Consider the following 25,276-nt stretch of genomic DNA (forward strand, 5'->3'; position numbering starts at 1 on the left):
CCATACGTCGTTAGGCGGCACCCGCCGGCGCTTCGGCCGTCGGGTCGGGAGAATCAATCGGGGGTGGGGGCGACACCACGACAGCGGCGCGCGCCGCGTGGTCGGCAACGCCAAGCACGAGCACCGGCGTCTGGCCTTCGCCCACCTGGGCGGCAGCCACCGCCAGCAACGCCAGCGGCGTGACATGCGCGCCGTCGCCACAGGCCACGCCCAGGTGCAGGCATTGGCTGGACGGATCGAGTTCGGGCAACGTCGCGGCCACCGCGCCGGCGGCCTCGACCGCGCGACTGGGGCGATGGTCGGCGTCGCTGAAGACGGTGGTGATGCGATCGGGCGTGTGCACGGCGCTGGCCAGTGCGCGCTCGAGCAGGCGCGCGGCGTCGCGCGCGGCGCCACGACCGCTGCCGGCCTGGCCGTGGACGATGCGATGCAGGCGTTGCGGTTTTGCTTCGGGGTCGATGGCGCGCGACGGGCAGGCAAGCAACAGGCCGGCGGCGCCTTCGCCCGGGATCATGCCTTCGGGTCGCCCGGAGCCCAGCAGCCGCGCGGCGGCCGCGAGGTGGCTGACGCTCTCTTCGCCCAGTTGGGAGTGCGCCGCCAGCAGCAATTGCAGGTCCGGATCCGGCTGGCGCGCCTGTGCCTGGGCGAGCTGGTCGACCAGGCGCCAGACCTCGCCGGCCCCGTGCACCGCCATGACCTCGACCGTTACCTGTGCCGGAACGTGCCCGATGGCAACGGCCTTGGCCTGCAGCCAGTCCCCGCCGGTCTGGCGCGCGGCGGCAGGCCACGAGGCCGGCAACAGCAGGCGGATGCGCAGCACCGGCTCGACGGTCACCACACGCTTGCGCGCCGCATGCGCTTGCCAGGTTTCGAGCTCTTCTTCCGCCGCTGCCGGTGGCAGCGCGCGCAGCAACAGTTCGTCGGCCACCGGATCCAGTGCCGCGATCGCACGCAGGCGTTCTTCGGGGAACAGCCGCTCGAACGGTTCTTCGCTGGTGTGCGCGGCGCGCAACGGCGCCTGCACGGATTGCGCATCGACGTCCTCGACGGGTGCCGCAAACACCGGCAGACCCGCGGCGTCCTTGAGCGTGGCGTGCAACGACGGGCGCTTGGGTTCAACCAGCGCCGCGGCAACCGCCACCGGGTCGCTGCCGGCAGGCAGCATCACCGCGCTGGCCAGCAGCTGCAGTTGCATGTCGACGGGCACGCCGTCATCGACAGCACCGGGCGCGTCGCCCGCGGGCGCATCGCCGGCCGCGGGTGCAGCGGCGGCACGCGCCTTCGATCTGGCGACGGCCCAGCGTGTGATCCAGTAGCCGCCAATCAGCGCCAGCGGCAACCCGACCAGCCAGCCGGCGAGGTCGCCAGCGCTGGGGCTGATGTCCTCGACTTGCCAGTAGAACACCACAACGGCGCCAACCAGCAGGAACACGCCGATCGCGCCAATCGCGCGGCGCGCGAACGTCGCAATGTTCATTCGTTGCATCCTGCGTCCATATTCCCTTGTCGTCTCAGCTCGCATCCATTTGTCGCGAGGCACTCACATCGCCACGTCAGGCGGGGACTCAGCGACGTGGTTTCAGTGGCCGCCACCTGGTCCATCAACTCCCATGCACGACCTCGATGTCAATTTGCGATACACGCCATTGTTGCTCAGCCGTTCTGCCCAGCCGGGCCACATAGAACAACCTCGTTGGCGTTGGTGGTGGGCGACGCACCAGGACAATCTGATGTTTCCGCACGCCCAGCTCCCAGGGTCCGATGTGCGCCACTCCACCATCGAACCAGACTGCCACGACAGCCAGCTCGGCGATCAGCGGGGAAAAGTCGGTGGGATTGGCTTCTGCGCGATCTGAGAGCGCGGAGTGCAGCGCCAGCTTGATCGCTTCCATATCCCGCGCTGACACAGCAGAAGAACCTTCCGGCAGCATCAGTTTGGCCGTTTCGGCTTCACCTTGCGCTTGCATGGTTCCGCTTTCCACGTGCGCCATCGCGGAGCCAATCAGCCCCATGCACACACAGAAGGCCCAAGCGAATCTACCGGTCACGGCTGCCGCCTTCGTCCAACGATCGAGCATCGCGGGCCGCAGGTGCGGACATCGCCGATTTCACGCCCCCCCTCCTTGCCATCACGCCTTCAACGCTCCCTGTCCTTTGCGCATTCTGCATCGACGTCGCACCGAGCCCCAGGACCCGGCACGCACATCAACGTGCCGAAACCTTCTCGATGGAGACGCCCTGGACCTGCCAGATGCCACCGTCGTAGGACACTCGAGCGACGTGGAACAACATCATGGGTGCCCGCGGCATCTGTTGCCTGACCAGCACCGCCTCCCCTCTGCGGACGCCAAGCTGCCACGCGCCGATGTGACCACTCCCACCGGCGATGAAGCACTTGGCGTCGCCCAGCTCGTCTGCCAGTGCGCCGAAGTCGGCCGGGTTCGCCCTGCGCAACGCCAGCAGCAATTGCGCCTTCAGTTGCTCCAGCTCAGGCAGTCCAACCGCCACCTCGTCATTGGCCAGCGCCAGCGTGACCACGGGCCGCTCGTCATCCAGATTCGTATTCATTGGTTCCTTTCCAGCCCAAGCGGCGCATCCCGACAGCAGCAACGCAACCAGGGCAATGGTGATTGTCGACAGCGCGTTCATCACTCGTCGGCGCTGCGGAGGTCGTGTCATGTTCATTCGGACCTGCACTTCGGATCACGGCCCCGGGCATTTCCAGGCGGATTTTGGAATGGTGCGCTCGCCCTCGGTCACCTGTGGGCCGGGAATGCTGTCTCCCAGCTTTGGCGCACGGGAGCTGCCATCGCTCAGCACGACATTTCCGGCGCCATCGATAGCGGTCGGAATCGGACCCGACGGCCCTTGGGGAACCGGGTACTTTGCGCGGACGAACTTCTCAATCGCGGATTTGTCCGCGGCCCAATCGCCCGTACTGGTGCGCTGGCGGAGGTCGTCTCCTTGCTGTCCCGGTAGTCCACGACCGATCGTCCATTGCTCCGTTTTCAGGTAAGCATCGACTTCCTTTTCGGTCCAACTCATGGAGTTGGGTTGAACTTCGTGCACGATCTCATGGTAGAGCGTGGTGACAGCGGTATCGCGCGATTCGCCGCTGAGCACGGTGATCACGCCGCCGGATGACGTTCCGCCCGCTTCAAACCGTTTGGTCTGCCATTTCTTGCCGTCATAGTGCTGGTCGTCGAAGTAGACCCGGTCGACCACCACCACATCGGTCTTGGCGAGTTGATCCACCACGGCCTTGTCCTGCGGGCACAGCTCCTTGAGGACATCGGCGACCTTCCAGCCGCCGCGCGCCGAGGCGCCGCGTGCGCGTTCGATCTCGGCCATCCGCGCCGTCGCCGTTTCGGTTCCGGATTCGACTGCCGAGTTCAGGGCACCAGCCACCTGCGCGGGAGCAGCCGCCAGGGCCGCGCCCACGGCGCTGGCCACACCGGCGGCACCGCCCGAAGACGAGGCATTGCCACCGGACGGACTGCTGCTGGACTTCGCTGGCGCACCACCGCCACCGCCCCCACCGCCTCCGCCGCCGCCCGCCGAAACGTGCACTTGGGCCTGGCTGGAAATCAGGGTTGCGCCGCACGCGGTCTTGTCGCCATGCCGCGCGACGGCCTGCCCGTCGATGATCAGCGTGGCGTCGCCAGCGGCAATCGGGAAAACCCCCTTGCAGCGAGGGCACATGACTTTGTCACCCACCCTGGAGACCGGAATGCCGGCGATGTCCGTCTGCGCGGAAGCGGTAAGGACCACACCGCCGTGATCGGTCTTGTCCCCCAGGACGATGAACGGTTTCGACATTGCCTTGCTCCATGCTGGCTGGCCGAGCGGGTGGTATTCCCGCAGCATCGACGACGATATCAGGAGTTCCGCCGCGTTATCACCCTGAAGTGCGGAGATTGGCGAACGGAATGGGGAATGGTCGCGCAACCGGGGCCTCTGCCGCATTCCCCGACGACTTGGCGAGGTAATTCCCTACCCGGGTCGGGGATCCCGGCGGGGCCATGAGGGCGTCGCCGCCGCGTTGCCCGTGGCCGTCAGCGCCCCGCGGCGCGGCGTGCCGAACGGCAGGCATCCTTCATCTCCAGGTGGACGTAGTCCTTGATGCTGCGCCAGTTGCCGCCCCACTCCAGGCCGGCCTGCTGGGCCAGCTCGCCGTAGAGGAAATAGCCGCGGCGGGTCCACGGATCCTCCATGTTCCATTGCAGCTTGCCGTCGCGCATCGGCGCGCTGTCCACCGCCAGCCCGTACTGGTGACAGCTCTGACCGGCGCCGGCACGCGTCGCCTTGCCGCCGGCCGCCAGCCGCGCCTGGCGCTCGGGACTGCGATAGCCCTCGACCAGCACCATTTCGTAGCCGTGCTGGCGCATGACCTGGTAGATCGCGAGCACGCGCTGCTGGAAGTCCGGATCGATGTTGTTCCAGCGGCGATCGGCGCTGGCGATCTTCTCCGGAGCGATCACCACCTCGCCGGTGCGCTGCTGCACCGCTTCAACCTCGGCCTCGGCGGCGATGAACACTTCCGGCGGCAATTCGGGCGGCGGCACCAGGCGCTCGCCGCGCAGCAGTTCGAGGATCTGCGGATTGGAGGCGAGCATCGGCGCGTCGTCGACCGAACCCAGCGCCACGCGCTGGCGCAGCGCCAGGGTCAGCAACGGTGGCACGAGCACCAGCAGCAACGACGCGATCAGCAGCCAGCGGTGCCGCGATACCTTGCCCGCGACCCGGCCACTGGCGGCGCGCACGGCCTGCGAGGAATCCTGGGCGCGGCTGCTGGCGCCGTCCTGCCAACGGCTGAGGACTGATCCCAGCGCCGCGGCAATGCGCCCGGCGCGGTCGAACACCGCCTCGCGTGCGGTGTCGAACAGCACCAGCCACACCAGCACCGATACCACGGCGAACACCAACGCCATCCACAGCACGATCACCGCAAACACCTTCCCTGGCTGGCGGGCCGCCGTCCGCGATCAAGCGGCAAGGCGAAACCGTATTGAATTGACGGGCCGCAAACTGCGACTCAGAATCCGGGCTTGCGCGCATCCGGCCATCGCCGGATCCGGAAAGGAGTCCTAGTGGAACGGCAAGATGCCAAGCCGAACCGCCCCAGCTTGCTGGCGGGTGGTAGCAACACCGCCACGGCCACCCCTGCGCCGCCGCGAATCCTAGCAGACATGGAAAGCCGCCCGAGCGCCGCGGTGCCGCGGCCCGGGCGTGTGGCGCCGGCGCGTCTGGCATTGGGTGCACTGGTGCTCGGTCTGGTGGTGGGGACCTGGCTGATGTTCGGCTCCGGAAGTGCCAAGCACGACCCCGCGACGGCATTCGCGGCCAGTACTGCAAACCCCGACGCGATGTCGGAAACACCAGGCAGCGCGCCGGCCACCATCGTCGACGAGATCGACGGAGACCAGGCCAATCCGCTGGCCGCGGCAGCAGCGGCCGAAGACAGCCCGTTCGCATTGGCCGAGGAGCACGACCCGAGCGAACCTGCGGCCGCGATGGCCAGCCCGTTCGGACCGTTTGCATCCAACCCATCGAACACCGTCGCGAGCGCGCCGCGCCGCGCCGCGTCGGCACGTCCGGCCGGCACCGCCGCGCCGCGTGCGAACAGCAACGAACCCGACCTGCTGGCCACCCTGCTGCGCAACATCGAGCAGGGGGAGACACGCGAGCGCTCGCAGGACAACGCCGCCCTCGATGCGCTCATCGAGCGTCTGCGTGACCCCGCGGTGGCCGGCGCCAGTGGCGGCACCGCCGGCGGGTCGCCGGTGAGAACCGTCGCCGCGGCGCCTGCCGGCAGCGCTCGGACCGCCGCGCCCACGCGCTCGGAGCAATTGCAGGCGCAGCTGCGCGAATGCCCGCGCGCCAACACCACCAACGGCATCGATTGCCGTCAGCGGGTCTGCGCGAAACACGCGGGAAAAGATCCGGCCTGCCCGGCACCTTGATCGCTTCCCGTCGCTCCGGTCACAACCACGGAATCCGGCCCGCCTGAGCCGGGCGACGCGATCTCTCGCAGTTTTCGACGCGTCACTTCCGACCCACGCGCCAGCCCCTTTGCGCGCCAGGCGATGACTACACCCCGTGCTCCCGCCGGAGGCTGCGGTCGGACGCTCCCGACGCGCGCTTCAGGCAAACCGTTGCAACGGGGGCAGGCAGGTGGGTTCGCGCTGCCCGCGTTATCGGGTGCGGCGCAGCGCCCATTCAGATCGACGCATCGGACCGGGCGCCGCGTCGAATCGTCGAATCGTCGAATCGTCGAATCGTCGAATCGTCGAATCGTCGAATCGTCGAATCGTCGAATCGGGTGACGCGAACCGCCAGGCGCACACTCCGGGCCAGAACCCGCTCCACCAACAACAGAAGGCCCGCTTTCGCGGGCCTTCCGTGCAAAGCGGGCGGACAACCGGCGCTTACGCCGACACCGCGAATCGCCAGCGCCTTACCAGACGACTTCCGCCATCGAGCAGTTCAAGCCCGAGCCGATGCCGAGCAGCGCAACCCGGTCGCCCTTCTTGAGGCGGCCCATCTCGCGCAGCTTGCTGAGCACGATCGGCACCGACGCCGGACCGATGTTGCCGTGCTCGCCGAAGATCGTCAGCACCTTCTTCGGGTCGATGCCGAAGGCCTTGATGAAGGCCTGGGTGTGGACCTGGCTGACCTGGTGGATCACGAATTCGTCGAGTTCCTCGACCACCCAGCCCAACGCGCCGCGCGCGGCGATCCAGGTGCGCTGGGCGAGCTTGAGGCCTTCGCTGAGCAGCATCTTGGTGTCGGTGACCATGCGGTCGAGGTTGCCGCGGCACAGGCCGTTCCACTGGGTGGCCGCGCGCGTGACGCCGCCACGGTAACGCGGTGCGCCCGGGGCCAGCTCGGTGCGGGCCATGACCATCGCCGCCGCGCCGCAGCCCAGCGTCAGGGTGGCCAGCTCGTTGCGGAACTGCTCTTCGGTGGCTTCGGGCGAGGTCAGGCGCTCGAGCGTCTTCTCGTAGGCCAGCCCGGCGGTTTCGCCGTCGACGACCAGCGCGTAGTCGATCTCGCCGCGCTCGATCATGCGCGCCGCGATGTCCATGCCGTTGATGAAGGCCAGGCAGGCGTTGGTGACGTCGAAGTTCTGGCACGTCTCGGACAGGCCGAGGTTGCCGCTGACGATGCTGGCCGTGGACGGCTCGAGGAAATCGCGGCTGACCGAGGTGTTGACCAGCAGACCGACGCGATCGGGCTCGATCCCGGCGTCGGCCAGGGCCTTCACGGCGGCCAGGGTGGCGGCGTCGGAGGCCTGTACTTCACCGTCCCACAGGCGACGGGCGTGGATGCCGGCAATGTCCTTGAGCACGTCGACCTTGATGCCCAGGCGATCGAGGGTGGGCTTGAGCCGCACATTGATCTCGTCCGAGCTGAGGCGATGGGGAGCATCGATGTGGGCGAGGCCCGCGATGGCGACGTGTTGGAACAGCATGGGCATGAGACCGGCAACGTAGAACCATCTAGATTAACGCGTTCGCGCGGCCACTGCACCCGGGTTCGCTGCCTCAGGACGCGCCGGATCCAGGCGGGATGGCCAAGGTCGGCGGCCACCCCAGCCGGGCGCCAGACCGCCACCGCGCGCGGCGGCGGGCCCGCTGCCGGCGTCGATGTGGGCTCGGGGTGTCACAACCACGCCCAGCAACAAGGCAGTCGTGCCCAGCATCGAGAACGCCCTGGCCGATCATCCGGGCCAGGATGGCCCCTCAGAACGGCCCGTCAGAGTCCGCTCAGCGCGACCGAATCAGCGCGAAGTGCCCCCGCAGCGGTACGCCGCAAACCGCTGCGAGCCATCGCGCGGCACATCCAGCGGCTGGATCGTGTCGGCCGACAGACCCGGACCCTCATTGCGTGCCAGGGTTTCCAGCTCCTCGCGCACACGCAGGTCGTTGCGCTCATAGAAGCCCAGCCGGTCCTTGACCGACACCGAGATCTCGCCGCGCTTCTCGCAACTGGACGGAGCCGCGCCCGCGCCCAGGACGCGTACCGAGCTCGCCCCCGGCGCCATGTGCACCCAGGTGCACCCGCTGGCGAAAACGGCGGAGACAACGGCAATGGCGAACAGATGGCGCATGGCAACTCCTTGTAACGGACGGTTCGCGGCGCGCGCAGGGCAATCGCCAGCAACGAAAAGGCGGCCCGGATTGTGGCCCGGACCGCCGCTATTGAGAACGCTCGCGATGAATCGCTGGTGACCCGTCCTTGGATCGGCGCCGCGCCCCGGTCCGTCAGCGCGGACCAGGGGCGGGCGACGCAGGCCCTTACTGCCCCGCCGCCTGACCCGCCGAGGTCGACGCCGAAACCGGCTTGCCGTCTGCGTCGAGCACCTGCAGCTGGCCCAGGTCCAGCGCGCGCACCTTCTCCTGGATCTGCTTCAGATCGCCCACCACCACCCAGGTAAACGCCGCCGGATCGATGGCCTTGGCCGCTTCGGCCAGCTGCGCCGGGGTCATCGATTCGACCTCGGCATTGCGGCGGAGGATGTAGTCGTCCGGACGGCCGTAACGCACGTTGCTGGCGATGCTGCTGGCCACGGCCGCCGCCGTCTCGAACGCACCCGGCAGGCTGCGGATCTCGTTGGCCTGGATCTTGGCCACTTCCTCGGCGGTCGGCGGTGCCTTGCCGGAGGCGTAGTCGGTGACCTCGCGACGGATCTCCTGCAGCGACTCGGCGGTCTTGTCGATCTGCACCGGTGCCACCGCCAGCCACGGGCGCTGGCCCTGGGCGTCGGTGAGGATCGAACGCGAACCGTACGACCACTTCTTGTCTTCGCGCAGATTCATGTTGAGGCGCGCGGTGAACGAACCGCCGATGACCTCGTTGGCGATCTCCAGGCGCGTCGCGCCCGGGTCGCGGGTCGAGGGCATGAGTTCGCCGACAAACAGATTGGCCTGCACGGCGCCGGGCTGGTCGATCAGGAACACGCGCGGCTGCGTCGGACGAGCGACCGCGGCCACGGCCTTGCCGGCCGCCGGCGCGGCGCCGTTGCCCTTCCAGTCGCCCAGGTGCTTCTCGAGCAACGGCACCACCTCGGCGAGCGTGGTGTCACCGACCACGACCAGGGTGGCGCTTTCCGGACGCACCCAGGACCGGTGGAACGCGACCAGATCGTCGCGCGTCAGCGAATCGATCGACGCCTCGGTGCCGCTACCGCTGAAGGGGATGGCGTACGGATGGCCCTCGCCGTACAGCAGCGGCGGCAGCACGCGCAGCGCGGCGGAGTTCGGACGCGCCTTCTCCTGCTTGATGCCGGCGATCCAGCTGGCCTTGACGCGATCGATCTCGGCCTGCTCGAAGCGCGGACGCTCGAGCATGTCGGCAAACAGCCCCAACGACGGGTCAAGCTGGTCCTTGAGCGCCGACAGATACGCCGAACCGCCATCGAGCGAGGCGCCGGCGCCGAGGTTGGCGCCCAGCGACTCGGCGCGGTTGCCGAACGCCAGCGAGCTGTAGTCGCCCGCGCCTTCGTCGAGCATGCCCATCGCGAAACTCGAGGTGCCCAGCTTGGCGCCCTGATCGGCCTTGAACCCGCCGTCGAGCAGCAGGTTGAACTGCACCACCGGCACGTCATGGCGTTCGGCCAGGATGACCTTTGCCCCGTTGCTCAGGGTTGCGCGCTGCAACTGCGCCAGCTTGAGCTGCGGGAACTGCGTCGGCATGGGCACGCCGGCGCTGCGGTCGAGCGCGCTGGCGGCGGTGACGTACTTGGCATCGACCGGCGGCAGGTTGAACGGCGGCGGCGTCACCGCCGGCTCCTCGGCCAGTGCCACGCGCTCGCCCGGGAGCACGACCAGGGTGTGGTCGCCCACGCCCAGCCACTGGCTGCCGACGGCCTTGATGTCGTCGATGTTGCTGCCGGCGATGGTCGCCAGGCTGTCGCGGAAGCAACCGGCGTCGCCGGAGTAGGTGGCGCATTCGGCCAGCGCATCGGCCTTGCCGCCGAATCCGCCGATGCGTTCGATGCCACGGATGAAGCCGGCGCGGATCACGTTCTTGGCCTGGGCCAGCTCGACCGCGGTCGGGCCCTGCGCGACCAGCTTTTTGAGCTCTTCGTCGATGATCGCTTCGACCTTTGCCACGTCGACACCCTGCTTGACGTCGGCGGTGATCAGGAAGTTGGAGCCGAGCTGCGAGCCATAGGCCGCCGCGCTGACGCTGTCGACCAGCTTGTCGCCGTGCAGCAGGCGGCTGTCCAGGCGCGAGCTCTTGCTGCCACCCAGCACCTGCGCCAGCAGCTGCAGGCGATCGAGGTCGGGCGTGCCCGTCTGGGCCACGTTCCACACGCGGTAGATGCGCGATTGCGGGACCTTGTCCTGCATCGTCTCGCGGGTGGACTGGCTGCGCTTGGCGACGTCGACAGCCGGCTGGGCCATGGTCGGCGTGGCCGGGATGTCGCCGAAGTACTTGGCGACCTTCTCGCGGGCGGTGGCCACGTCGATGTCGCCGGCCAGCACCAGCACCGCATTGTTGGGGCCGTACCAGGTGCGGAACCAGGTCTTCACGTCGTCCAGCGACGCCGCGTTGAGGTCGGCCATCGAGCCGATCACGCTGTGGTGGTACGGGTGGCCCGCGGGGTACATGGCCTGGCCGAGCTTGTCCCAGACCTGGCCGTAGGGCTGGTTCTCGCTCTGGCGCTTCTCGTTCTGCACCACGCCGCGCTGCTCGTCGAGCGTGGCCTGGTCGATCGCACCCAGCAGGTGGCCCATGCGGTCCGACTCCATCCACAGCGCCATGTCCAGCGCGGTGGTCGGCACGTTCTGGAAGTAGTTGGTGCGGTCGGAGTTGGTGGTGCCGTTCATGTCGGTCGCGCCGACCCGTTCGAAGGGCTCGAAGTATTCGCCCGTGTGGTTCTCCGAGCCGTTGAACATCAGGTGTTCGAACAGGTGGGCGAAGCCGCTGCGGCCCGCCGGCTCGTCCTTGCTGCCGACGTGGTACCAGATGTTGACCGCCACGATCGGCGCCTTGCGGTCGGTGTGCACGATCACGCGCAGGCCATTGGGGAGGGTGAATTCCTCGTGGGCGATGTCGACCGTCGCCGCCGGGGCGGCAACGGCGGTCACCGGCGCGAATCCGACGCTGCCGATGGCGGTGGCAAGGGCCAGGGCGAGCACGCCCCGGTTGAACACGGTGGCGCGCGGGCGGGCGGAAGTGGACATAGGAAGACTCCAGGAAGGGATCGGCCGGCGGCCGGCGAAGGGCACGGCACGGGCACGCAGACGACTCTTGATCCTAACCAGCCGGGCGTTGCAGGGCACTAGGCCACAAGTCTGGGTAGGGAGGTGGGCGGGACGACGAATCGAGACGGCGGGCGGGCCGGTCCGGCCACCGCCCTTTGCCCCTCGCGCGCCCTACACTGGCCCTTCGCCCTGCCAGGGAGGCCCGCCAGATGACCAGACCCCCGCAGCAACCGCGCCGCTGCGTGGTCACGGGCGCCAACCGCGGATTGGGACTCGAATTCACGCGCCAGCTGCTGGCCCGCGGTGACCGTGTGGTTGCCACCTGCCGACATCCAGGCAAGGCGCAGGCGCTCAACCGGTTGGCCGGCGAACACCCCGGCCGGCTGCACGTGCTGCCGCTCGATGTCGCCGAACCGAAATCGGTGGCACAGCTCGCGCGCGAGTTGCCGCTTCTGGCAGGCCTCGACGGCGAGGACGACGGCGCTCGCATCGACCTGCTGATCAACAACGCCGGCGTCCTGCATTCGGGCGAGCGCTTCGGCCAGGTTCCCGCGGCAAACCTCGATGACAGCCTGCGCAGCAACGCCACCGGCCCGTTCCTGCTGACTCAGGCTCTGGCGCCATTGCTGGTCGATGGCGATACGACGCGTCGCGGCGCCACGGTCGCCAACCTCTCCTCCGGCTGGGGCTCGATCGGTCTGCTCGAGGCGTTCCGCACGCCCAGCTACGCCATTTCCAAGGCGGCGCTCAACATGGCCACCGCGCTGCTTGCGCACGGCTTGCGCGATCGCGGCATCACCGTGCTGGCGCTCAATCCAGGGTGGGTGCGCACCGACATGGGCGGGAGCGATGCCGACCTCGGCGCCGACGAGGCGGTGGCCGCGCTGCTGGCCGTGATCGACGCATCCACGCTCGCCGACAGCGGCCGGTTTCTCGATCGTCGGGGCGGCACGGTGGCGTGGTGAGCACCGCTCGGGCGGCATGCCGGCTGCGGCAGGCGTCGCCTCGCCCCGCATAATGGCGCGATGTTCGACGTCATCCTGTTCCAGCCCGAAATCCCGCCCAACACAGGCAACGTGATTCGCCTGTGCGCGAACACCGGCGCACGCCTGCACCTGATCCGGCCGCTGGGGTTCGAACTCGAAGACCGCCAGCTGCGCCGCGCCGGCCTGGACTACCACGAGTACGCGCGCCTGCAGGTGCACGACGACCTGCCCACCGCATTGGCCGCGATTGCCGACGCCAACCGGGCCCGCGGCGATGCCCCACCGCGTGTGTTCGCGCTCAGCACGCGCGGCCAGGTGCGCTTCGATGGCCCTGCCTATCGCCCCGGCGACGCTTTCCTGTTTGGCCCGGAAACGCGCGGCCTGCCGGCCGATGTCCTGGAGTCGCTGCCCGAGGCGCACCGCCTGCGCCTGCCGATGCAGCCCGACAATCGCAGCCTCAACCTCTCCAACACCGTCGCCGTGGTCGTGTTCGAAGCCTGGCGACAGCACGGGTACATGGGCGGCAGCTGATCGCTTTCGCCGGTTGCGGCAAGGGCGCCAGCTTCTGTCCGGAGTCGCCCGAAATTGGGCCGGCGTTCGGACGAATTGTCAGGTGTTGCCGGGCACATTGATGGTGGCCTGCATGACCGCAATGGTCTCGCGCCGCGTGCCTTGCTCGCCGATCACCTCGCCCTGACACACCGTCAAGGTCTTGCCCGCCTTCGTCACCTTGCCGATCGCCACAGATCGATCGGCAACCGCGGGCCGGACGAAATTGATCTTGAACTCGACGGTAAGGACGTCCGCGCCCCTGGGCGGCGAAGCTTGCGGAGATGCGCTGTTGCATATCAGGCACCTGGCTTCTCCGCGTAGCACTCATCGCCGAATCCAGCCAAGCCACGAAGCGGCCTCGGGCTTGAATGGAGGATTAGACGCCGCCGCGCCAAAACTGCGGAACCCCGGGGCAGCGGTAGCTTCCGGATGGATAGAACTTCTTGATCGTTGTGTCACTCAAGAGCAGAGGCTGGCGAACCAAAATAAAGCTCAGCGCGGCGGCTATCAGAATGCATAGCGATACTTTGCGTTTGAAAAATGCATTCTCGCCCGAGTAAACGTGATCGATGATCAGGGCCGTGCAGACTACAGCCACCTGCAGTGCCATCGCGAAACCAAGACGGGGCCAGTCGATCGGAGGGCTGCTTTCGCATCGAAGTGACAAAAGCCAGCCATCCATACCCACCATGAGAACGAGAGCAATTAATGCAGCAAGGCGAATGGACATTTCTTAGGTCTAACTCCCGGATGACGCTAAGCCGTGAAGCAGCTTCAAAAATTATGACTGGCTACGTGAAATGCCGCATACGGTACTCAAGGGCATCTTCTCCGACAACCTCGAATCCCAGCCTCTCATACAGCCTCCTGGCCGGATTGGCTTTGAGTACGCCAAGCGAGACGTCCGCGCCGGCAGCGGCCGCGTCGGCGAGCAATTCTTCAAGCAACGCGCGGCCAATACCCTGACCCTGAAAGTCCCGGCTCAGTTGGATTTGTATGATCTGCCACTCATCGGGGAATCGCTGCAATTTGAGCAGCCCCACTGGGTGTCCATTGCGGGTCAAAACCTCAGCGCAATCGAAGTGGTACATGAGCCGAGCGAGATGGGCCTCCTCGGTGGTGCTGCCACCGCTCGCCATCAGATGGCCATCCATCGTCTCCCGCCGCAGCGAAAGCAGAAAAGGAATGTCACCTTCGCTGGCAGGGCGTCTATCAAGTCGCATGATGGCTCCTATGCCGCCAAACGCCGAATAAAACCGAGTCGCGAAGCGATTTCGGCCTGCAGGCTTCGGCTTGGACAAACTGCTAAACCACACGCGAGCGAGTGAAAGCTGCGTAGCCGACATACGACCAGAAACAAATGACCATGCCCAACCATACGAAGCTGACTTTGAAGCAGCTGGCGGCAAATTGGATGAAGCTGAATGAGTTTCCAGGGTGCTCGCCCCGCAAAAGTGGCCACCCCTCGATCTGCCAGAACGTCAGGTAGATATCCACTCCCATCCAAAGCGGCACAAGCCATCCAGCGGAAAGGACGGCTACCGCTACGGGGAAAAATCTATGTCGTGTCATTTGCAGGCTACCACCTGAATTTGAACCGATCCCCCGAAGCGGTTCGGGCTGGAAGAACTGTCAGTCGCCAACTGCAGCGCCATGCCATTTGTACAGCAAGGCATTCGCGCGCGGCGTAGCCAGCAACCCAGTCTTGTGCAGATGCCAGACCAGGTGGATCCCAAGCAGTTGCATTTCACCAAACGCGAAGAGGTCTCTTTGCGAGGTAAATGCGTCCAACGTGTGCCTGACGGGTGGATAATCGAGATTGCCCGCGTCGGATGTGCGAATCCAGGGTTCAAGCCCCACGTTTGCGCCGAGGGCCATGCGCTGCAGCGCCTCCGTTGTCGCGACACTGCCGACCATGATCTCGATGCACGCGTAGCCGTCGCCCAGCTCGCTGCCTAGAACCTCAACCTCGGGAAGTTCTCCCAGCAGGCCGCAAACCTGCTCGAGTGTTTGCTGACAGCCGTCTTTCGCGGCCCGGCCAGCATCTATGCGTTGAAATGTTTGAGGGTCCAGCGGAAACGTCTCCAATTGTACGTCAGATGCTTCAATCACCCAGCGCGCCTCCTTGTCGAGCGAGCCTGCCCATTCGATCTCGTGGATCACGTTGCCCTTGTCGCTGAGTCGGATCTCGCTGTACCGCCAGTCAAAATGACCCGCCACCGAGCAGGGGTTGGTCATGGCGTAGGAGAAGACCTGCGGGTAGAACAACTCTATGAATCGATCGTGGTAGGCGCCCAGCAGGCGAACCCGAAGGCTCAATGACCTGATCTCATCACGCTCGCCCTCCGCGGCCTCCTCGAATTTTGCCCACTCGAGCCAGCCGTCGTGAGGGCATCGAGGATCGTTTGCGTTGAGCAACAGACCGGATGACGCCAGTCTGTACGCAGCAGTTGGAAATCTTGGGCGGTTCCGCCTCAAGTACTCCGTGTACCGCTGAAACGGGATGCTTGGGTCGCCTTCGGTGTCGGTGTCGAGCTGCTCAGAGAGTACGTACATGAGGTCTTGGTCCGATTTGAGGCGAGCCTCTGAGCGCTAGCCGGAAGGAATTGTCAGGGCCCATTGAGCGCCACCGAAATCGCCTGCCTTAGGAGTTTCTCATCGTCCACAAGCTGACGATAGCCGGCGTGCGATAGCTGGCCGTCGTTGACTTGCCGCTCAATGAACAGTGCCAGGCGCCGCTCATCCGGGTCCGGCTTATCAAAGTCTAAATCAATACCTCCGACATCCGGTGACTTGAAAATGTCCACGCCAATGCCGTGTGGCCGAACAAACCAGCATGTGTTTGGAATGGCCTGGAAGTGGCGCTCCCCGCTAAGAATGTCCTGAGGCTCCGCCAGTCCGAATGAGCGAACAAGAAGTTGCTTGGCCCAGGCCACGTTGGCGTACCAGAGTGGGATGGCTTGTCTTCACTCTCACTGCTCATCCTCCGGACGCAGCGGAGAATACCGCCAGTCGAACCGGTCGATGAGTTGCCGGGCCAGGGGATCGAGCGCCGCATGATAGTGGTGGGTGTGAGGCGCAGGCACCACGGGCTCACCGGGCCCGAATCCAAGTGACCTGAGCCCAGCGGCGAAACATTCAAGGTGGCCGTACGCGTGCAGAAGGTTGTGGCGATCCCAAACGAGGGTGGCTCGTTGTTTGGGAGAGTAGACCCACAAGTCAAACCGGGCGTCGGCCGACAGGAATGAGCTGAACTCCGCGAAGAAGCCTTCGACTTCTTGCAGAGAAAGCTCCGGGCTCTGGTAGCGCCCGAGCTCGGCTTCACCTCCGCTGGTATGAAGGACATAAAGCAGGACCAGCGGCCCCTCCAGACAGCGCGTCAGGCGCAGCAGAACGTCTGGATCGGAGCCTGGAATGCCGGCGAGAATTCGTTGATATGGCGCTTCCGGCGCTGGCATAAGAAAGACGCGCGGGTGTGAGTATTCCGCCTCCTGCGCGTCAATGAAGTGCCCGAGTCTGTACATGCCACCAACCTGAACTTGGGGGCGCCGCGAGCGGTCGCCGTTTGGCCACGCCGGCGGCTCAAGACGCGCAGTACGCGCCACCGGTATCGCAGCGCAGCATCCGCATCACAGATGAAGAGCCGAGCGTGCCGTCGGCTGCAGCTGCATCGATTGCGTGGCGCCGGCAAGACGAGGCTCAAGTGTAGGGGAGACTTCCTGATCCCACGAGCCGCCGTTGACGAAGGTTTCGTAATGCACGGCATCGCGGAATACGGCGATGCCTACGAGCACGTACTCCCCAGTGCGGACGGGCAATTTGGGGAAGTTGTTCGCAGTTTCCTCGGTGATGTACCAGGCGATATCGTGCGCACCGCCACGGGCGAGCGCTGCCGTCATGGAATCCCTGCAAAAGGCGAGCAGCTTTTCGTCGGCAGGGCCGGCCAAGGGGAAAACCGTGATGTCGACGAGACCCGGCGGAATCGCCGAGGCTCCGTGCCCGGCGCGACGATCTTTTGCTAAGCGGAGGCCGGATCCGGCCCAGGCCGGGCGCAACAGCAGCACGTTATCGGAGTCGACCATGGTGGCATTGGCCTCGTTCCGGTGCGTCTGCCATATCGGGCCGGTGTAGAAGCCCGCTAGCGCCGCCGGGCGCGCCGACATGTCCGCGAATCCTCGCAGCCAGACGAACATGTCCGGATTGTCGGGAATGCGGAATTGCCCAAACAGGGCCATGCCCAGCGCTTCCTGGGACTCCACGAACGCTCGATCGAACAACTCGATCAAGACGTCGCGCATTCCCGGATGGAGGGTGTATTGCCGAAGTTCGACGACGCTGCATTCATTCGCGGCATCGCTTCCGCAGGAATCGGGGCCGACGGGCAGGGCGTCGGGGATGGAGGTGTTGTTCATGTTGGATCCTGCAATGGAAGTGGATTGGGCGGCTGAGGCCATGGGCTGCCATCACCAACGTCAGGCAGGCCAACAGGCGGAGGGAGTCATTCAAGGGCCTGAGTGGCCCGCCGGCAGGCTAATTTCCATCCAGGACAAGATCCGCCCTGTATCGGCGCGGGCTCTGCGGATGGAAGCCACTACGTGGATATGCAGGGCGGGTTTCAAAACCCGCGTCTCGCGAGTTGTCCCAAACCCACGCGCCGTGGCGACCGCGCCGTCGCGACTTAGTTCCTGAACTTTGCAGTTCACAATTCAGGCCGGATTGGGAGTCGCCGCGGATACTGCGACGCACCGGGGCACCGGCACTCCGTGCCAGGCACCGGCCCGATACCGAAAAATAACGAGAGGCCTAGACCTTATGAAGCGCTCCCTGCTCGCCCTTACCCTGATGGCTGCCCTGCCCTTCACGGCCTCCGCGGCCGAAGGCATTTCCTACAACTACATCGAAGGCGGTTACGCCGCGACCAACACCGACGGCGGCGACGCTGACGGCTGGGCGCTGGCGGGCTCGGGCGCGATCGCGCCGAACTTCCACATCTTCGGCAACTTCAGCAAGCAGGAGATCGACGACACCAACATCGATTTCGACCAGTACCGCGTCGGCATTGGCTACAACCACGAGCTGAATTCGAAGGTCGATCTGCTGACCCGCGTTGCCTACGAGAAGTTCGACGCCGGCGCTGGCGCTGACTTCGACGGCTACAGCGTCGAGGCGGGCGTGCGTGGCGCGATGGCCCCGAGCTTCGAAGGCTATGCGCTGGCCGGCTACGAGGATGGCAGCGACTACGACGGCGACTTCTACGGCCGCCTGGGCGCCACCGTGAAGTTCAACAAGACCTGGGGCATCAACGGCGACGTGAAGTTCGCCGACGGCGACACCCAGTGGTTCGTCGGCCCGCGAATTACGTTCTAAGTACCGACAACCATCGCGAATCTCTCTCTCCCCCGAAAATCGCGATGTTGAAGCCCGGCTCCGGCCGGGCTTTTTTTTGCCAGCCCGGGCAGACATTCCGTCAACGTGCGGTCAACGTGCCGCCATCTGCAACATGAACAGGCGCATACCGATGCGGTCGATGGTCACTTCTCAAATGTAAATTTCTCGTTATCCTGCGCCGCAACCGCCACAGAGCGGCCTCTCCCAAGAAAGCAGGAATTCCCCCATGAAGAAGCTTCTCGTGCTGGCGCTGACGCTGGCTGCCGCGCCTTTCGCCGCCACCGCTGGCGAGCACAGCTACACCTACGTCGAACTCGACGCGAACCGCCAGGTCATCGAATCCACCGGCAGCGATCTCGACCTCGACGGCTTCGCCGTGAAGGGTTCGTTCGAGTTCGCCGAAAGCTTCAGCGTGTTCGGCGGCTACCAGCGCGGTGAAGAGTCCCTGCGCTCCAACTTCGGCCCGTCCGTCGACTTCACTGGCGAGCAGGCCCACATCGGCCTGGGCTACCACCACGGCGTGTCGGACAGCACCGACCTGCTGGTCGAGGTCAGCTACATCAAGTCGCAGGCCGACATCGAAGGCTTCGAGGTCATCGACGGCGACGACGGCCGCGTGTCGGTCGGCGTGCAGTCGGCCCTGGGCGAGAAGGTCGACGCCTGGGTCAAGGCCAACTACACCGATGGCGACGTGTACGACAGCGAGTTCAGCGCCACCGCCGGCCTGCTGGTCAAGTTCAACAAGACCTGGGGTCTGGTTGGCGAGATCGAAGCCGGTGATGACGTCACCAACTACGGCATCGGCGTGCGCGCCAGCTTCTGATCCACCGAAGCGATGCAGGAGCCCGGCTTCGGCCGGGCTTTTTTTTGCTTGCACTGGCTCCCTGGCGACGCGGCTGGGACCCGGGCGATTCGCCCCCAACAGGCATGACCGCAGGGCTTTGCGGATCCGTGAAACTTTCGTTATCTTGCGCGGCCGCCGAAGAGCGGGTAACGAAAATTTCACCTCAGGGGATCCCATGAAGAAGCTTCTCGTGCTGGCGCTGTCGCTGGCTGCCGCACCGTTCGCCGCCTCCGCTGGCGAGCTCAGCTACACCTACATCGAAGCCGGCTACAGCGAGTCCAAGGCCGAAGACCTGACCCTGGACGGTTTCTCGGTGAAGGGTTCGCTGGCGTTCGCCGACAACTTCTACGGCGCCGTCAACGCGCACCAGAACAAGTACAACGGCGACAACCGTGTCGAGCCGATCGAGCTCGCGCTCGGTTACAACAAGACCATCGGCGCCAGCAAGGTCGATTTCGTTGCCGAAGTCGGCTACCTCGGCTTCAACTCCGAGCTGGGCGGCGAAGATTTCCACAACGACGGCTTCCGCGTCGGCACCGGCATTCGCGCCGCGGCTGGCAAGCACGTCGAGCTGGGCGCCAAGGTGACCTACACCGAGATCGAGAACATGGACTCGCTGGTTGGCGTGAACCTCAACGGCCAGGTCAAGATCAACAAGACCTGGGGCGTGGTCGCCGAGTACCACTTCAACGAGTACAACTTCCTGGGCACCGACGTCGACACCTGGAACGTCGGTATCCGCGCCAGCTTCTGATCCAACGAAGCACAGCGGTACAGGACCAGCAACAAGAAACCCGGCCTAGGCCGGGTTTTTTGTTGGTCCGTGTCGTAACGAACACGTCAGTCGAACAGGCCACTGGGGTACTCGGGCTTCTGCTCGCGCGACAGCAGCAGACGCAGGCCTTCGGCCGGCGTGATCTCACCGTGCAACACCGCCTGCACGGCGCTGGAGATCGGCAGCTCGATGCCATGCCTGTCGGCCTGGCGCATGACCTCGTCGGCGGTCTGCACCGACTCGACCACCTGGCCGATCGCACGCACCGCGTCCTCGATCGATTGGCCTTGGCCCAGCGCGAGGCCGAGTCGACGGTTGCGCGAGAGATCGCCGGTGCAGGTCAGCACCAGGTCGCCCAGGCCGGCAAGGCCCATGAGGGTCTCGGCCTTGCCGCCGATGGCCTGGTTGAGGCGCAGCATCTCGTTGAGACCGCGGGTGATCATGCCGGCACGCGCGTTGAGACCCAGCTGCATGCCGTCGGCAACGCCGGTGGCCACTGCGAGCACGTTCTTCATCGCGCCACCGAGCTCGGCGCCCAGCATGTCGTCGCCGGTGTAGGCGCGGAAACTGGGACCGTGGTGGACATCGGCCACCAGTTGGGCGAAATCGGGCCAGTCCGAGTGCACGGTCAGTGCGGTCGGCAAACCTATTGCGACTTCCTTGGCGAACGAGGGTCCGGTGACCACCGCCAACGGCACGTCGACGCCGAGCACTTCCTCGGCAACCTCGTGCAGGAAGCGGCCGCTGCCGGGCTCGAAGCCCTTGGTCGCCCATGCCACGCCGGCGTGGCCCGGACGGTACGGGGCCAACGCGCGCAGGGTTTCCGCGAACGCATGCGACGGCACCACCACCAGGACCAGGTCGACCTCGGCCAGTGCCGCGGCCAGGTCGGTGGTCGCACGCAGCGATGGCGGCAACGCGATGCCGGGCAGGTAGCGCGGGTTCTCGTGGCGCTGGTCGATCGCCGCGATGCCATCGGCATCACGGCCCCACAGCACGGTCGGATGACCGTGCCGGGCGATCAACGCGGCAAGCGCGGTGCCCCAGGAACCGGCACCGAGCACGGCGACGGACGGCTTGCCAGCTTCCGCAACGGCGGGATCCGTCATGCGGCCGACTCAGGCGTTGCCGGCGGTCTCGGCGTCGGCAAGGCCACCGGCCTGCTGCGACGCGCGCTGGCGCAGACCTTCGGCGTACAGCGCGTCGAAGTTGATCGGCTGCAGGAAGAACGGCGGGAAGCCACCGGCCTGGATGAGATCGCTGATCAGCTGGCGCGCGTACGGGTACAGCACGTTCGGGCAATGCGTGCCGAGCATGCCATCGAGCGTGGCGGCGTCGAAGCCGGCCAGACCGAACACGCCCGCCTGCTTCACCTCGACCAGGTACATCGGCTTGTCTTCGGCATTGCAGGTCAGCGTGATGCCGAGCACGACTTCGTAGGCGTTGTCGTTGAGACGGGTCACGCTCTGGTTGAGGTTCATCTGCAGCTGCGGCTGGGCCTGCTCGTTGAACACGGCCGGCGCACCGGGAACCTCGAACGAGACGTCCTTGACGTACAGCTTCTCGACGGTGAACGCCGGACCGGCTGCTTCAGCGGGGGCGGCGGCGCCGTTCACGTTTTCTTCGGACATCTCGTTAACTCCAGCAGAAGGCGGAAAGGGGTCGATTATGGCACGCGCATTTGCGGCGCCTGCCATCCAGTCTGGGGGCTGTCGATGACGGCACAAGGGACGGCGCAAACGAAAGCCGGCAGGCTTCGCGACCGGCGTCACCGATCTCCTGCTCTCGCGCCTGGCGTCGAGGGCGTCCGAATGGACTCACCATTGCGCGACACGGCGGCATTTCCACGTCGCGCCGCGCTTCTGGACCGCTATGCCGTCACCGACACGCGTGGTCGCGATCGAGATTCGATACACGGCGCCGGAGCGCGGGCACCGCTGTCGCGGCACGCGCGCACGGGAAGACTCAGGCGCGGCCCTTGACCAGCGGCAGATCGGCCTGCTGCCAGGCCTGGACGCCGCCATCGAGCCAGTGGACCTGGGTGAAGCCGGCCTTCTTGAGGCGCTTGGCGGCATCGGCCGAGGCCTGGCCATTGCGGCAGACCACCACCACCGGCAGCGCCTTGGCGCTGGCGAGCAGCTTGCTCTCGGGATCGAACTGGGCGATCTGCACCGAACGGCTGCCGGCGATGTGGCCGCCGAGGTAGTCGTTGGTTGCCGAGAGATCGACCACCAGCGCGTTGTCGCGGTTGATCAAAGTGGTCAGTTCGGCCGGGCGCAGGGCCTTGTAGCCGCGCATCAATCGCGCCAGCTCGGTGTAGATGATCGCGATCGTCAGGCCGGCCAAAGCCAGCGACAGGTAGGGATGGCGCTCGGCGAAAGCCAGCAGTTCGGGAAGGGTCACGGGGTCACGACGGGTGGCACGGGGCCGGGATTGTCGCAAAAACCGGCGCCGGAAGGGTTGGCATCGTCGATCGGCCAGCCGCCGTCGCGCGGTCAGCCCGCGCGCGACGCCCGCGCCTCGGCCGCAGTTACTGCCCGGCCCAGAGATCGGGCAGCGAGCTGGTCAACCACCACACCTGGGCCGTGGGATCCCATTTCCAGGTTTCGCGGTAGCGGACGGTGCGTTCGGCCATCGTGTGCCGGTTGATGACGCCGATCTCGATGTCGCGCATCGCGGTGCCCGCTTCATTGTCGCGGGTGGCGCCGACATCGCGGTACGCGGAAATCTGCACCTGCTTGTAGCGCTCCAGTTCGATCGCGCCAACGGGATTCGCGTCGCGCACGCGCGGGTCGATGAGGTTCATCGCGCCCTCGAAGTCGCCCCAGCGGATCGCTCCGGACCAGGCGTACTGGTTACGGTCCAGCCCGTCGTTCTGCTTGGTATTGCTGGGGCAGCCGGTCAGCGCCAGCACGCAGGCCAGCAACAGCATCCACGCGAACGCCAGCGGCGCCCGGCGGGTCGATACGGCGAGCGGCGGTGACAGGGACATCGGGCAACTCCGGCGACTGGGGGCTCAGGGGCACCATGCTAACGGCTGGCAGCCCGCGTGGCAGGCACTTCACCGCGCGACGTGCCCGGCACGGCCGACGCGGTGGTCGGTCTCAGGTCCGCGCGATCGCGACGTAGCGGCCGTTGAACGTCGTGGCCAGGCCGCCGTCGGGCAGGCGTGCACTGGCGGCGAGCTGGATGCGGGCCCGGCCGCGCTCACGCAACGTGGCGACGAACGATGCCGGATCGGCGTCCTCGCCGAAGCGGGCCTCGACGTCCAGGTCGGTGAACAGCGGTGCGAGGTACCGCACCTGGCTGTCGGCGACGTAGACGTCGGCCTGCAGGCCGGCGGCCTCGAGCTGCAACGACACCAGCCCCCACGAGGCCAACGTCATCATCGACGCCAGGCTTCCGCCAAACGCGCAGCCCTTGTCGTTGACGTGCGCTGCCAGCGGTGCGTGCAGGCGCAGCGCGCGACCGTCGTATCCGGCGATGCCGACCTGCATCGCCGCCACCGGCGGCATCGACTGGTAGTGGTGGTCCAGACGCTGCAGCGCGTCGGCGTGGAGCTCGTCTCGGGTGTCGATCATCGCGGCCATGGAAGCGGTGTGCGGGGTGTGGCGCGAACGGAGGCTGTGCCAAGCTGACGGCATGTCCATACGAACGCCGCCGGAATGGTACGTGATCTCGCTGCGCCCGAGCGGGGAGCATGCGGCCCTGCGTCGCGCGGCGGCGCGTCGCGGGGCGGGCCTGGTCGCGCTGTCGCCGTGGCGCCTGGAACAGCTCGACGACGACGCCACGCGCGATGCGCTGGCGGCGGCACTGGCGGCAAGCCACGTCGTGTTCACCAGTCCCGGTGCAGTGCGCGCCGCCGCATCGTTGCTGCCGCTGCGAGCGGGCGCGCGGCAGCAGTGGTTCGCGGTCGGCGCCGGCAGTGCGAGTGCGCTGCGTCGTGCCGGTGTCGCCGGCGTGGTCGCACCGGCGCGCATGGACACCGAAGGCCTGCTGGGATTGCCGGGACTGCAGGTGGGCACGGGCGACAGCGTCGGGCTGGTCACCGCACCGGGCGGTCGCGGCGAACTGGCGCCAGCGTTGCAGGCACGCGGCGCGCTCGTGCTGCGCGCCGATGTCTATGCACGCGTGCCGGTCGCGCCCTCGCCCAAGGCGTTGGCAAGCCTGCGCGCGCTGGGCGCGCTGGCACCACGGGCGCGCCTCGCGCTGGCGCTCAGCAGCGGCGAGGCCTTGCAACGATTGATGGCCACGGTCCCCGACGACGTCGCGGCGATCCTGCGCCGGGCGACCGTGGTGGCAGCCAGTGCGCGCCTGGCATCGCTCGCCCACGGATTGGGTTGCGCGCACGTCCAGCTGGCCACCGGCCCGCGACCGGCGATGTTGGTTTCCGCGGCGGCGCGTGCACTGGCGACCCGACCGACGTAGCACCGTGCGGTACCTGCGGCGCGCACTGCGCGCATTGCCCGACGGGGCTTCCGGTAGCATGACGCCTTCCCCCCGCACGGATCCTCCCGCCGTGGCAGTTTCGAGCACCGACAACGCGCCCGCCGCACCACCTGTCGCACCTCGCCGAAAGTCCCACGCCTGGCCGTGGCTCCTGCTGCTGGTCGCGCTCGGCCTGGCCGGCTGGTTCGGCCGGAACTGGTGGCAGGCGCACGACGCCCGCCAGCGCGACGCCGTGATCGGCACCGACCAACGCCTTGAGGCGCTCGACGACCGCGTCGACGGCCTGCGTCGGGATCAGCGCGCGCAGAACCAGCGCCTGCAACAGGCCGACGCCACCAACCGCGTGCTGCGCGACGAACTGCTCGGCATCGGCCAGCGTTCGACGCTGATCGAGGACTCCGTCGCCAAACTCGCCGACCCGGACCGCCATGGCGCGCAGGCGCTGCGTCTGGACGAGGCCGAATTGCTGCTGACGATGGGCCAGCAGCGCCTGCAGGTTGCCGGTGACCTCGACGGCGCACGTCGCGCCTACGCACTGGCCGCCGGCGTGCTCGACGGCGTGGACGACCCGGCCTACCTGAGCTTGCGCCAGACGCTGGTGCAGGAGCGCGCCGGACTCGACGCGGTCGGTGCCGAACCGCGCGTTCGGGCGATGGCGCGACTGGAAGCGTTCGCCAACACCCAGACGGTGCCACCGTCGCGTACCAGCGCCGCCACCGACACCCGCGCCCCGTGGTGGAAGCGCGCGTTCGGCAGCATCGTCCAGGTCCAGCCCACCGATCGCGCCGTCGCGGTGCATCCGGCCGATCGCAGCGCCGCACTGGCCGGCCTGCAGCTCGAGATCAGCCTCGCGCGCGCCGCGGCCGAACGCCGCGACCAGGCGGGCTATCGCGCCGCGCTCTCGCGCGCCGATGCCTGGCTGACGCGGCTGCATCCGGAATCGGCGGCGCTGCGCAATCTGCGCGATGAACTGCGGCAGATCGGCGCCATGCCGCTTTCACTCTCCCTGGCCACGCTGGGCAGCACTCTGCAACAGCTACGGCAGCTGCGCACCGCGCGCTAGGAA

At 66.8% G+C, this 25,276-nt stretch carries 28 protein-coding genes; 8 read left to right on the forward strand and 20 right to left on the reverse strand.

The annotated features are described in order from the left end of the window. Positions 1 to 10: 10 nt before the first annotated feature. From EER27_RS09280 to EER27_RS09300, 5 genes are all read right to left on the reverse strand, one after another. Positions 11 to 1,477, reverse strand: coding sequence for a beta-ketoacyl-[acyl-carrier-protein] synthase family protein (locus tag EER27_RS09280; protein ID WP_123087838.1), 1,467 nt, complete (start codon positions 1,475 to 1,477; stop codon positions 11 to 13). Between the two features lie 124 nt (positions 1,478 to 1,601). Continuing rightward, positions 1,602 to 2,012, reverse strand: coding sequence for a hypothetical protein (locus tag EER27_RS09285; protein WP_123087839.1), 411 nt, complete (start codon positions 2,010 to 2,012; stop codon positions 1,602 to 1,604). 193 nt (positions 2,013 to 2,205) lie between these two features. Beyond that, entirely contained in the window at positions 2,206 to 2,649 is a 444-nt protein-coding gene (locus tag EER27_RS09290) for a hypothetical protein (protein ID WP_123087840.1), read from the reverse strand. A 54-nt stretch (positions 2,650 to 2,703) separates the two neighbouring features. Continuing rightward, entirely contained in the window at positions 2,704 to 3,819 is a 1,116-nt protein-coding gene (locus tag EER27_RS17590; RefSeq protein WP_425480830.1) for a PAAR domain-containing protein, read from the reverse strand. A 236-nt stretch (positions 3,820 to 4,055) separates the two neighbouring features. Then, on the reverse strand, positions 4,056 to 4,955 hold the full coding sequence (locus EER27_RS09300; RefSeq protein WP_223807255.1) for a M15 family metallopeptidase: 900 nt from the start codon (positions 4,953 to 4,955) through the stop codon (positions 4,056 to 4,058). A 234-nt stretch (positions 4,956 to 5,189) separates the two neighbouring features. Here EER27_RS09300 and EER27_RS09305 point away from each other — a divergent pair, with 234 nt between their 5' ends. Next, positions 5,190 to 5,963, forward strand: coding sequence for a hypothetical protein (locus tag EER27_RS09305; RefSeq protein ID WP_123087841.1), 774 nt, complete (start codon positions 5,190 to 5,192; stop codon positions 5,961 to 5,963). Positions 5,964 to 6,457: 494 nt separating this feature from the next. Here EER27_RS09305 and EER27_RS09310 read toward each other — a convergent pair whose 3' ends face one another. The 3 genes from EER27_RS09310 to EER27_RS09320 all read right to left on the reverse strand — a co-directional run bounded on the left by EER27_RS09310 (position 6,458) and on the right by EER27_RS09320 (position 11,195). Then, positions 6,458 to 7,474, reverse strand: a complete 1,017-nt coding sequence (locus EER27_RS09310; protein ID WP_123088153.1) for a 3-oxoacyl-ACP synthase III — start codon at positions 7,472 to 7,474, stop codon at positions 6,458 to 6,460. Between the two features lie 309 nt (positions 7,475 to 7,783). Further along, positions 7,784 to 8,113, reverse strand: coding sequence for a DUF4156 domain-containing protein (locus EER27_RS09315; protein ID WP_123087842.1), 330 nt, complete (start codon positions 8,111 to 8,113; stop codon positions 7,784 to 7,786). 187 nt (positions 8,114 to 8,300) lie between these two features. Then, on the reverse strand, positions 8,301 to 11,195 hold the full coding sequence (locus EER27_RS09320; protein WP_123087843.1) for a M16 family metallopeptidase: 2,895 nt from the start codon (positions 11,193 to 11,195) through the stop codon (positions 8,301 to 8,303). A 230-nt stretch (positions 11,196 to 11,425) separates the two neighbouring features. Between EER27_RS09320 and EER27_RS09325 the strand changes: the two genes are divergently transcribed. Then, positions 11,426 to 12,181: an SDR family oxidoreductase gene (locus EER27_RS09325; protein WP_123087844.1), complete on the forward strand. Its 756-nt coding sequence runs from the start codon at positions 11,426 to 11,428 to the stop codon at positions 12,179 to 12,181. Between the two features lie 60 nt (positions 12,182 to 12,241). After that, complete coding sequence (locus tag EER27_RS09330) at positions 12,242 to 12,733, forward strand: tRNA (cytidine(34)-2'-O)-methyltransferase (RefSeq protein ID WP_123087845.1); 492 nt, start codon at positions 12,242 to 12,244, stop codon at positions 12,731 to 12,733. 78 nt (positions 12,734 to 12,811) lie between these two features. On the opposite strand, the gene EER27_RS09335 is transcribed toward EER27_RS09330, so the two are convergent. The 7 genes from EER27_RS09335 to EER27_RS09370 form a co-directional block, all read right to left on the reverse strand. Continuing rightward, on the reverse strand, positions 12,812 to 13,078 hold the full coding sequence (locus EER27_RS09335) for a PaaI family thioesterase (protein ID WP_123087846.1): 267 nt from the start codon (positions 13,076 to 13,078) through the stop codon (positions 12,812 to 12,814). 52 nt (positions 13,079 to 13,130) lie between these two features. Then, the gene (locus EER27_RS09340) at positions 13,131 to 13,484 is read right to left on the reverse strand and encodes a hypothetical protein (RefSeq protein ID WP_148040990.1); all 354 of its coding nucleotides are present in this window, start codon (positions 13,482 to 13,484) and stop codon (positions 13,131 to 13,133) included. Positions 13,485 to 13,545: 61 nt separating this feature from the next. Continuing rightward, complete coding sequence (locus EER27_RS09345; RefSeq protein WP_123087848.1) at positions 13,546 to 13,977, reverse strand: GNAT family N-acetyltransferase; 432 nt, start codon at positions 13,975 to 13,977, stop codon at positions 13,546 to 13,548. 409 nt (positions 13,978 to 14,386) lie between these two features. Beyond that, positions 14,387 to 15,310 (reverse strand): hypothetical protein, encoded by a 924-nt coding sequence (locus tag EER27_RS09355; protein WP_123087850.1) that lies wholly within the window; start codon positions 15,308 to 15,310, stop codon positions 14,387 to 14,389. Between the two features lie 53 nt (positions 15,311 to 15,363). Then, the gene (locus EER27_RS17335; RefSeq protein WP_223807256.1) at positions 15,364 to 15,561 is read right to left on the reverse strand and encodes a hypothetical protein; all 198 of its coding nucleotides are present in this window, start codon (positions 15,559 to 15,561) and stop codon (positions 15,364 to 15,366) included. Between the two features lie 165 nt (positions 15,562 to 15,726). After that, positions 15,727 to 16,278, reverse strand: coding sequence for a hypothetical protein (locus tag EER27_RS09365; RefSeq protein WP_123087852.1), 552 nt, complete (start codon positions 16,276 to 16,278; stop codon positions 15,727 to 15,729). Between the two features lie 105 nt (positions 16,279 to 16,383). After that, a complete protein-coding gene (locus EER27_RS09370) occupies positions 16,384 to 17,166 on the reverse strand; it encodes an NIPSNAP family protein (protein WP_123087853.1) in 783 nt (260 codons plus the stop codon). A 400-nt stretch (positions 17,167 to 17,566) separates the two neighbouring features. Here EER27_RS09370 and EER27_RS09375 point away from each other — a divergent pair, with 400 nt between their 5' ends. The 3 genes from EER27_RS09375 (at position 17,567) to EER27_RS17095 (ending at position 19,740) form a co-directional block, all read left to right on the forward strand. Continuing rightward, positions 17,567 to 18,121, forward strand: a complete 555-nt coding sequence (locus EER27_RS09375) for an OmpO family porin (protein WP_123087854.1) — start codon at positions 17,567 to 17,569, stop codon at positions 18,119 to 18,121. Between the two features lie 247 nt (positions 18,122 to 18,368). Beyond that, positions 18,369 to 18,965, forward strand: coding sequence for an outer membrane beta-barrel protein (locus tag EER27_RS09380; RefSeq protein ID WP_123087855.1), 597 nt, complete (start codon positions 18,369 to 18,371; stop codon positions 18,963 to 18,965). Positions 18,966 to 19,161: 196 nt separating this feature from the next. After that, positions 19,162 to 19,740, forward strand: a complete 579-nt coding sequence (locus tag EER27_RS17095) for an outer membrane beta-barrel protein (RefSeq protein ID WP_190285730.1) — start codon at positions 19,162 to 19,164, stop codon at positions 19,738 to 19,740. Positions 19,741 to 19,826: 86 nt separating this feature from the next. Here the strand turns inward: EER27_RS17095 and EER27_RS09390 are convergent, their stop codons facing one another. The 5 genes from EER27_RS09390 to EER27_RS09410 form a co-directional block, all read right to left on the reverse strand. Then, positions 19,827 to 20,870 carry an NAD(P)H-dependent glycerol-3-phosphate dehydrogenase gene (locus tag EER27_RS09390; RefSeq protein ID WP_123087857.1) on the reverse strand — a complete coding sequence of 348 codons (1,044 nt, stop codon included), beginning with the start codon at positions 20,868 to 20,870 and terminating at the stop codon, positions 19,827 to 19,829. A gap of 9 nt (positions 20,871 to 20,879) precedes the next feature. Further along, complete coding sequence (gene secB / locus EER27_RS09395) at positions 20,880 to 21,392, reverse strand: protein-export chaperone SecB (protein WP_123087858.1); 513 nt, start codon at positions 21,390 to 21,392, stop codon at positions 20,880 to 20,882. Positions 21,393 to 21,726: 334 nt separating this feature from the next. Beyond that, complete coding sequence (locus tag EER27_RS09400; protein WP_123087859.1) at positions 21,727 to 22,164, reverse strand: rhodanese-like domain-containing protein; 438 nt, start codon at positions 22,162 to 22,164, stop codon at positions 21,727 to 21,729. Positions 22,165 to 22,291: 127 nt separating this feature from the next. Then, the gene (locus EER27_RS09405) at positions 22,292 to 22,753 is read right to left on the reverse strand and encodes a hypothetical protein (RefSeq protein WP_123087860.1); all 462 of its coding nucleotides are present in this window, start codon (positions 22,751 to 22,753) and stop codon (positions 22,292 to 22,294) included. 112 nt (positions 22,754 to 22,865) lie between these two features. After that, positions 22,866 to 23,351 (reverse strand): YiiD C-terminal domain-containing protein, encoded by a 486-nt coding sequence (locus EER27_RS09410; protein ID WP_223807257.1) that lies wholly within the window; start codon positions 23,349 to 23,351, stop codon positions 22,866 to 22,868. Between the two features lie 52 nt (positions 23,352 to 23,403). Here EER27_RS09410 and EER27_RS09415 point away from each other — a divergent pair, with 52 nt between their 5' ends. After that, entirely contained in the window at positions 23,404 to 24,189 is a 786-nt protein-coding gene (locus EER27_RS09415; RefSeq protein ID WP_123088155.1) for a uroporphyrinogen-III synthase, read from the forward strand. A gap of 91 nt (positions 24,190 to 24,280) precedes the next feature. Further along, a complete protein-coding gene (locus EER27_RS09420; RefSeq protein WP_425480831.1) occupies positions 24,281 to 25,273 on the forward strand; it encodes a uroporphyrinogen-III C-methyltransferase in 993 nt (330 codons plus the stop codon). Positions 25,274 to 25,276: the final 3 nt, after the last annotated feature.

The organism is Montanilutibacter psychrotolerans (assembly GCF_003719825.1).
Taxonomy (GTDB): domain Bacteria; phylum Pseudomonadota; class Gammaproteobacteria; order Xanthomonadales; family Xanthomonadaceae; genus Montanilutibacter; species Montanilutibacter psychrotolerans.

Excerpts from the sequence above, each read along its gene's own strand:
- EER27_RS09370 (WP_123087853.1), bottom strand. The coding sequence starts at position 17,166 with ATGAACAACACCTCCATCCCCGACGCCCTGCCCGTCGGCCCCGATTCC.
- EER27_RS09410 (WP_223807257.1), bottom strand. The coding sequence starts at position 23,351 with ATGGCCGCGATGATCGACACCCGAGACGAGCTCCACGCCGACGCGCTG.
- EER27_RS09325 (WP_123087844.1), top strand. The coding sequence starts at position 11,426 with ATGACCAGACCCCCGCAGCAACCGCGCCGCTGCGTGGTCACGGGCGCC.
- EER27_RS09315 (WP_123087842.1), bottom strand. The coding sequence starts at position 8,113 with ATGCGCCATCTGTTCGCCATTGCCGTTGTCTCCGCCGTTTTCGCCAGC.
- EER27_RS09290 (WP_123087840.1), bottom strand. The coding sequence starts at position 2,649 with ATGAACGCGCTGTCGACAATCACCATTGCCCTGGTTGCGTTGCTGCTG.
- EER27_RS09365 (WP_123087852.1), bottom strand. The coding sequence starts at position 16,278 with ATGTACAGACTCGGGCACTTCATTGACGCGCAGGAGGCGGAATACTCA.
- EER27_RS09285 (WP_123087839.1), bottom strand. The coding sequence starts at position 2,012 with ATGGGGCTGATTGGCTCCGCGATGGCGCACGTGGAAAGCGGAACCATG.
- secB (WP_123087858.1), bottom strand. The coding sequence starts at position 21,392 with ATGTCCGAAGAAAACGTGAACGGCGCCGCCGCCCCCGCTGAAGCAGCC.
- EER27_RS09355 (WP_123087850.1), bottom strand. The coding sequence starts at position 15,310 with ATGTACGTACTCTCTGAGCAGCTCGACACCGACACCGAAGGCGACCCA.
- EER27_RS09375 (WP_123087854.1), top strand. The coding sequence starts at position 17,567 with ATGAAGCGCTCCCTGCTCGCCCTTACCCTGATGGCTGCCCTGCCCTTC.
- EER27_RS09340 (WP_148040990.1), bottom strand. The coding sequence starts at position 13,484 with ATGTCCATTCGCCTTGCTGCATTAATTGCTCTCGTTCTCATGGTGGGT.
- EER27_RS09330 (WP_123087845.1), top strand. The coding sequence starts at position 12,242 with ATGTTCGACGTCATCCTGTTCCAGCCCGAAATCCCGCCCAACACAGGC.
- EER27_RS17590 (WP_425480830.1), bottom strand. The coding sequence starts at position 3,819 with ATGTCGAAACCGTTCATCGTCCTGGGGGACAAGACCGATCACGGCGGT.
- EER27_RS09280 (WP_123087838.1), bottom strand. The coding sequence starts at position 1,477 with ATGAACATTGCGACGTTCGCGCGCCGCGCGATTGGCGCGATCGGCGTG.
- EER27_RS09415 (WP_123088155.1), top strand. The coding sequence starts at position 23,404 with ATGTCCATACGAACGCCGCCGGAATGGTACGTGATCTCGCTGCGCCCG.
- EER27_RS09320 (WP_123087843.1), bottom strand. The coding sequence starts at position 11,195 with ATGTCCACTTCCGCCCGCCCGCGCGCCACCGTGTTCAACCGGGGCGTG.
- EER27_RS09380 (WP_123087855.1), top strand. The coding sequence starts at position 18,369 with ATGAAGAAGCTTCTCGTGCTGGCGCTGACGCTGGCTGCCGCGCCTTTC.
- EER27_RS09305 (WP_123087841.1), top strand. The coding sequence starts at position 5,190 with ATGGAAAGCCGCCCGAGCGCCGCGGTGCCGCGGCCCGGGCGTGTGGCG.
- EER27_RS09405 (WP_123087860.1), bottom strand. The coding sequence starts at position 22,753 with ATGTCCCTGTCACCGCCGCTCGCCGTATCGACCCGCCGGGCGCCGCTG.
- EER27_RS17095 (WP_190285730.1), top strand. The coding sequence starts at position 19,162 with ATGAAGAAGCTTCTCGTGCTGGCGCTGTCGCTGGCTGCCGCACCGTTC.
- EER27_RS09310 (WP_123088153.1), bottom strand. The coding sequence starts at position 7,474 with ATGCTGTTCCAACACGTCGCCATCGCGGGCCTCGCCCACATCGATGCT.
- EER27_RS09345 (WP_123087848.1), bottom strand. The coding sequence starts at position 13,977 with ATGCGACTTGATAGACGCCCTGCCAGCGAAGGTGACATTCCTTTTCTG.
- EER27_RS09390 (WP_123087857.1), bottom strand. The coding sequence starts at position 20,870 with ATGACGGATCCCGCCGTTGCGGAAGCTGGCAAGCCGTCCGTCGCCGTG.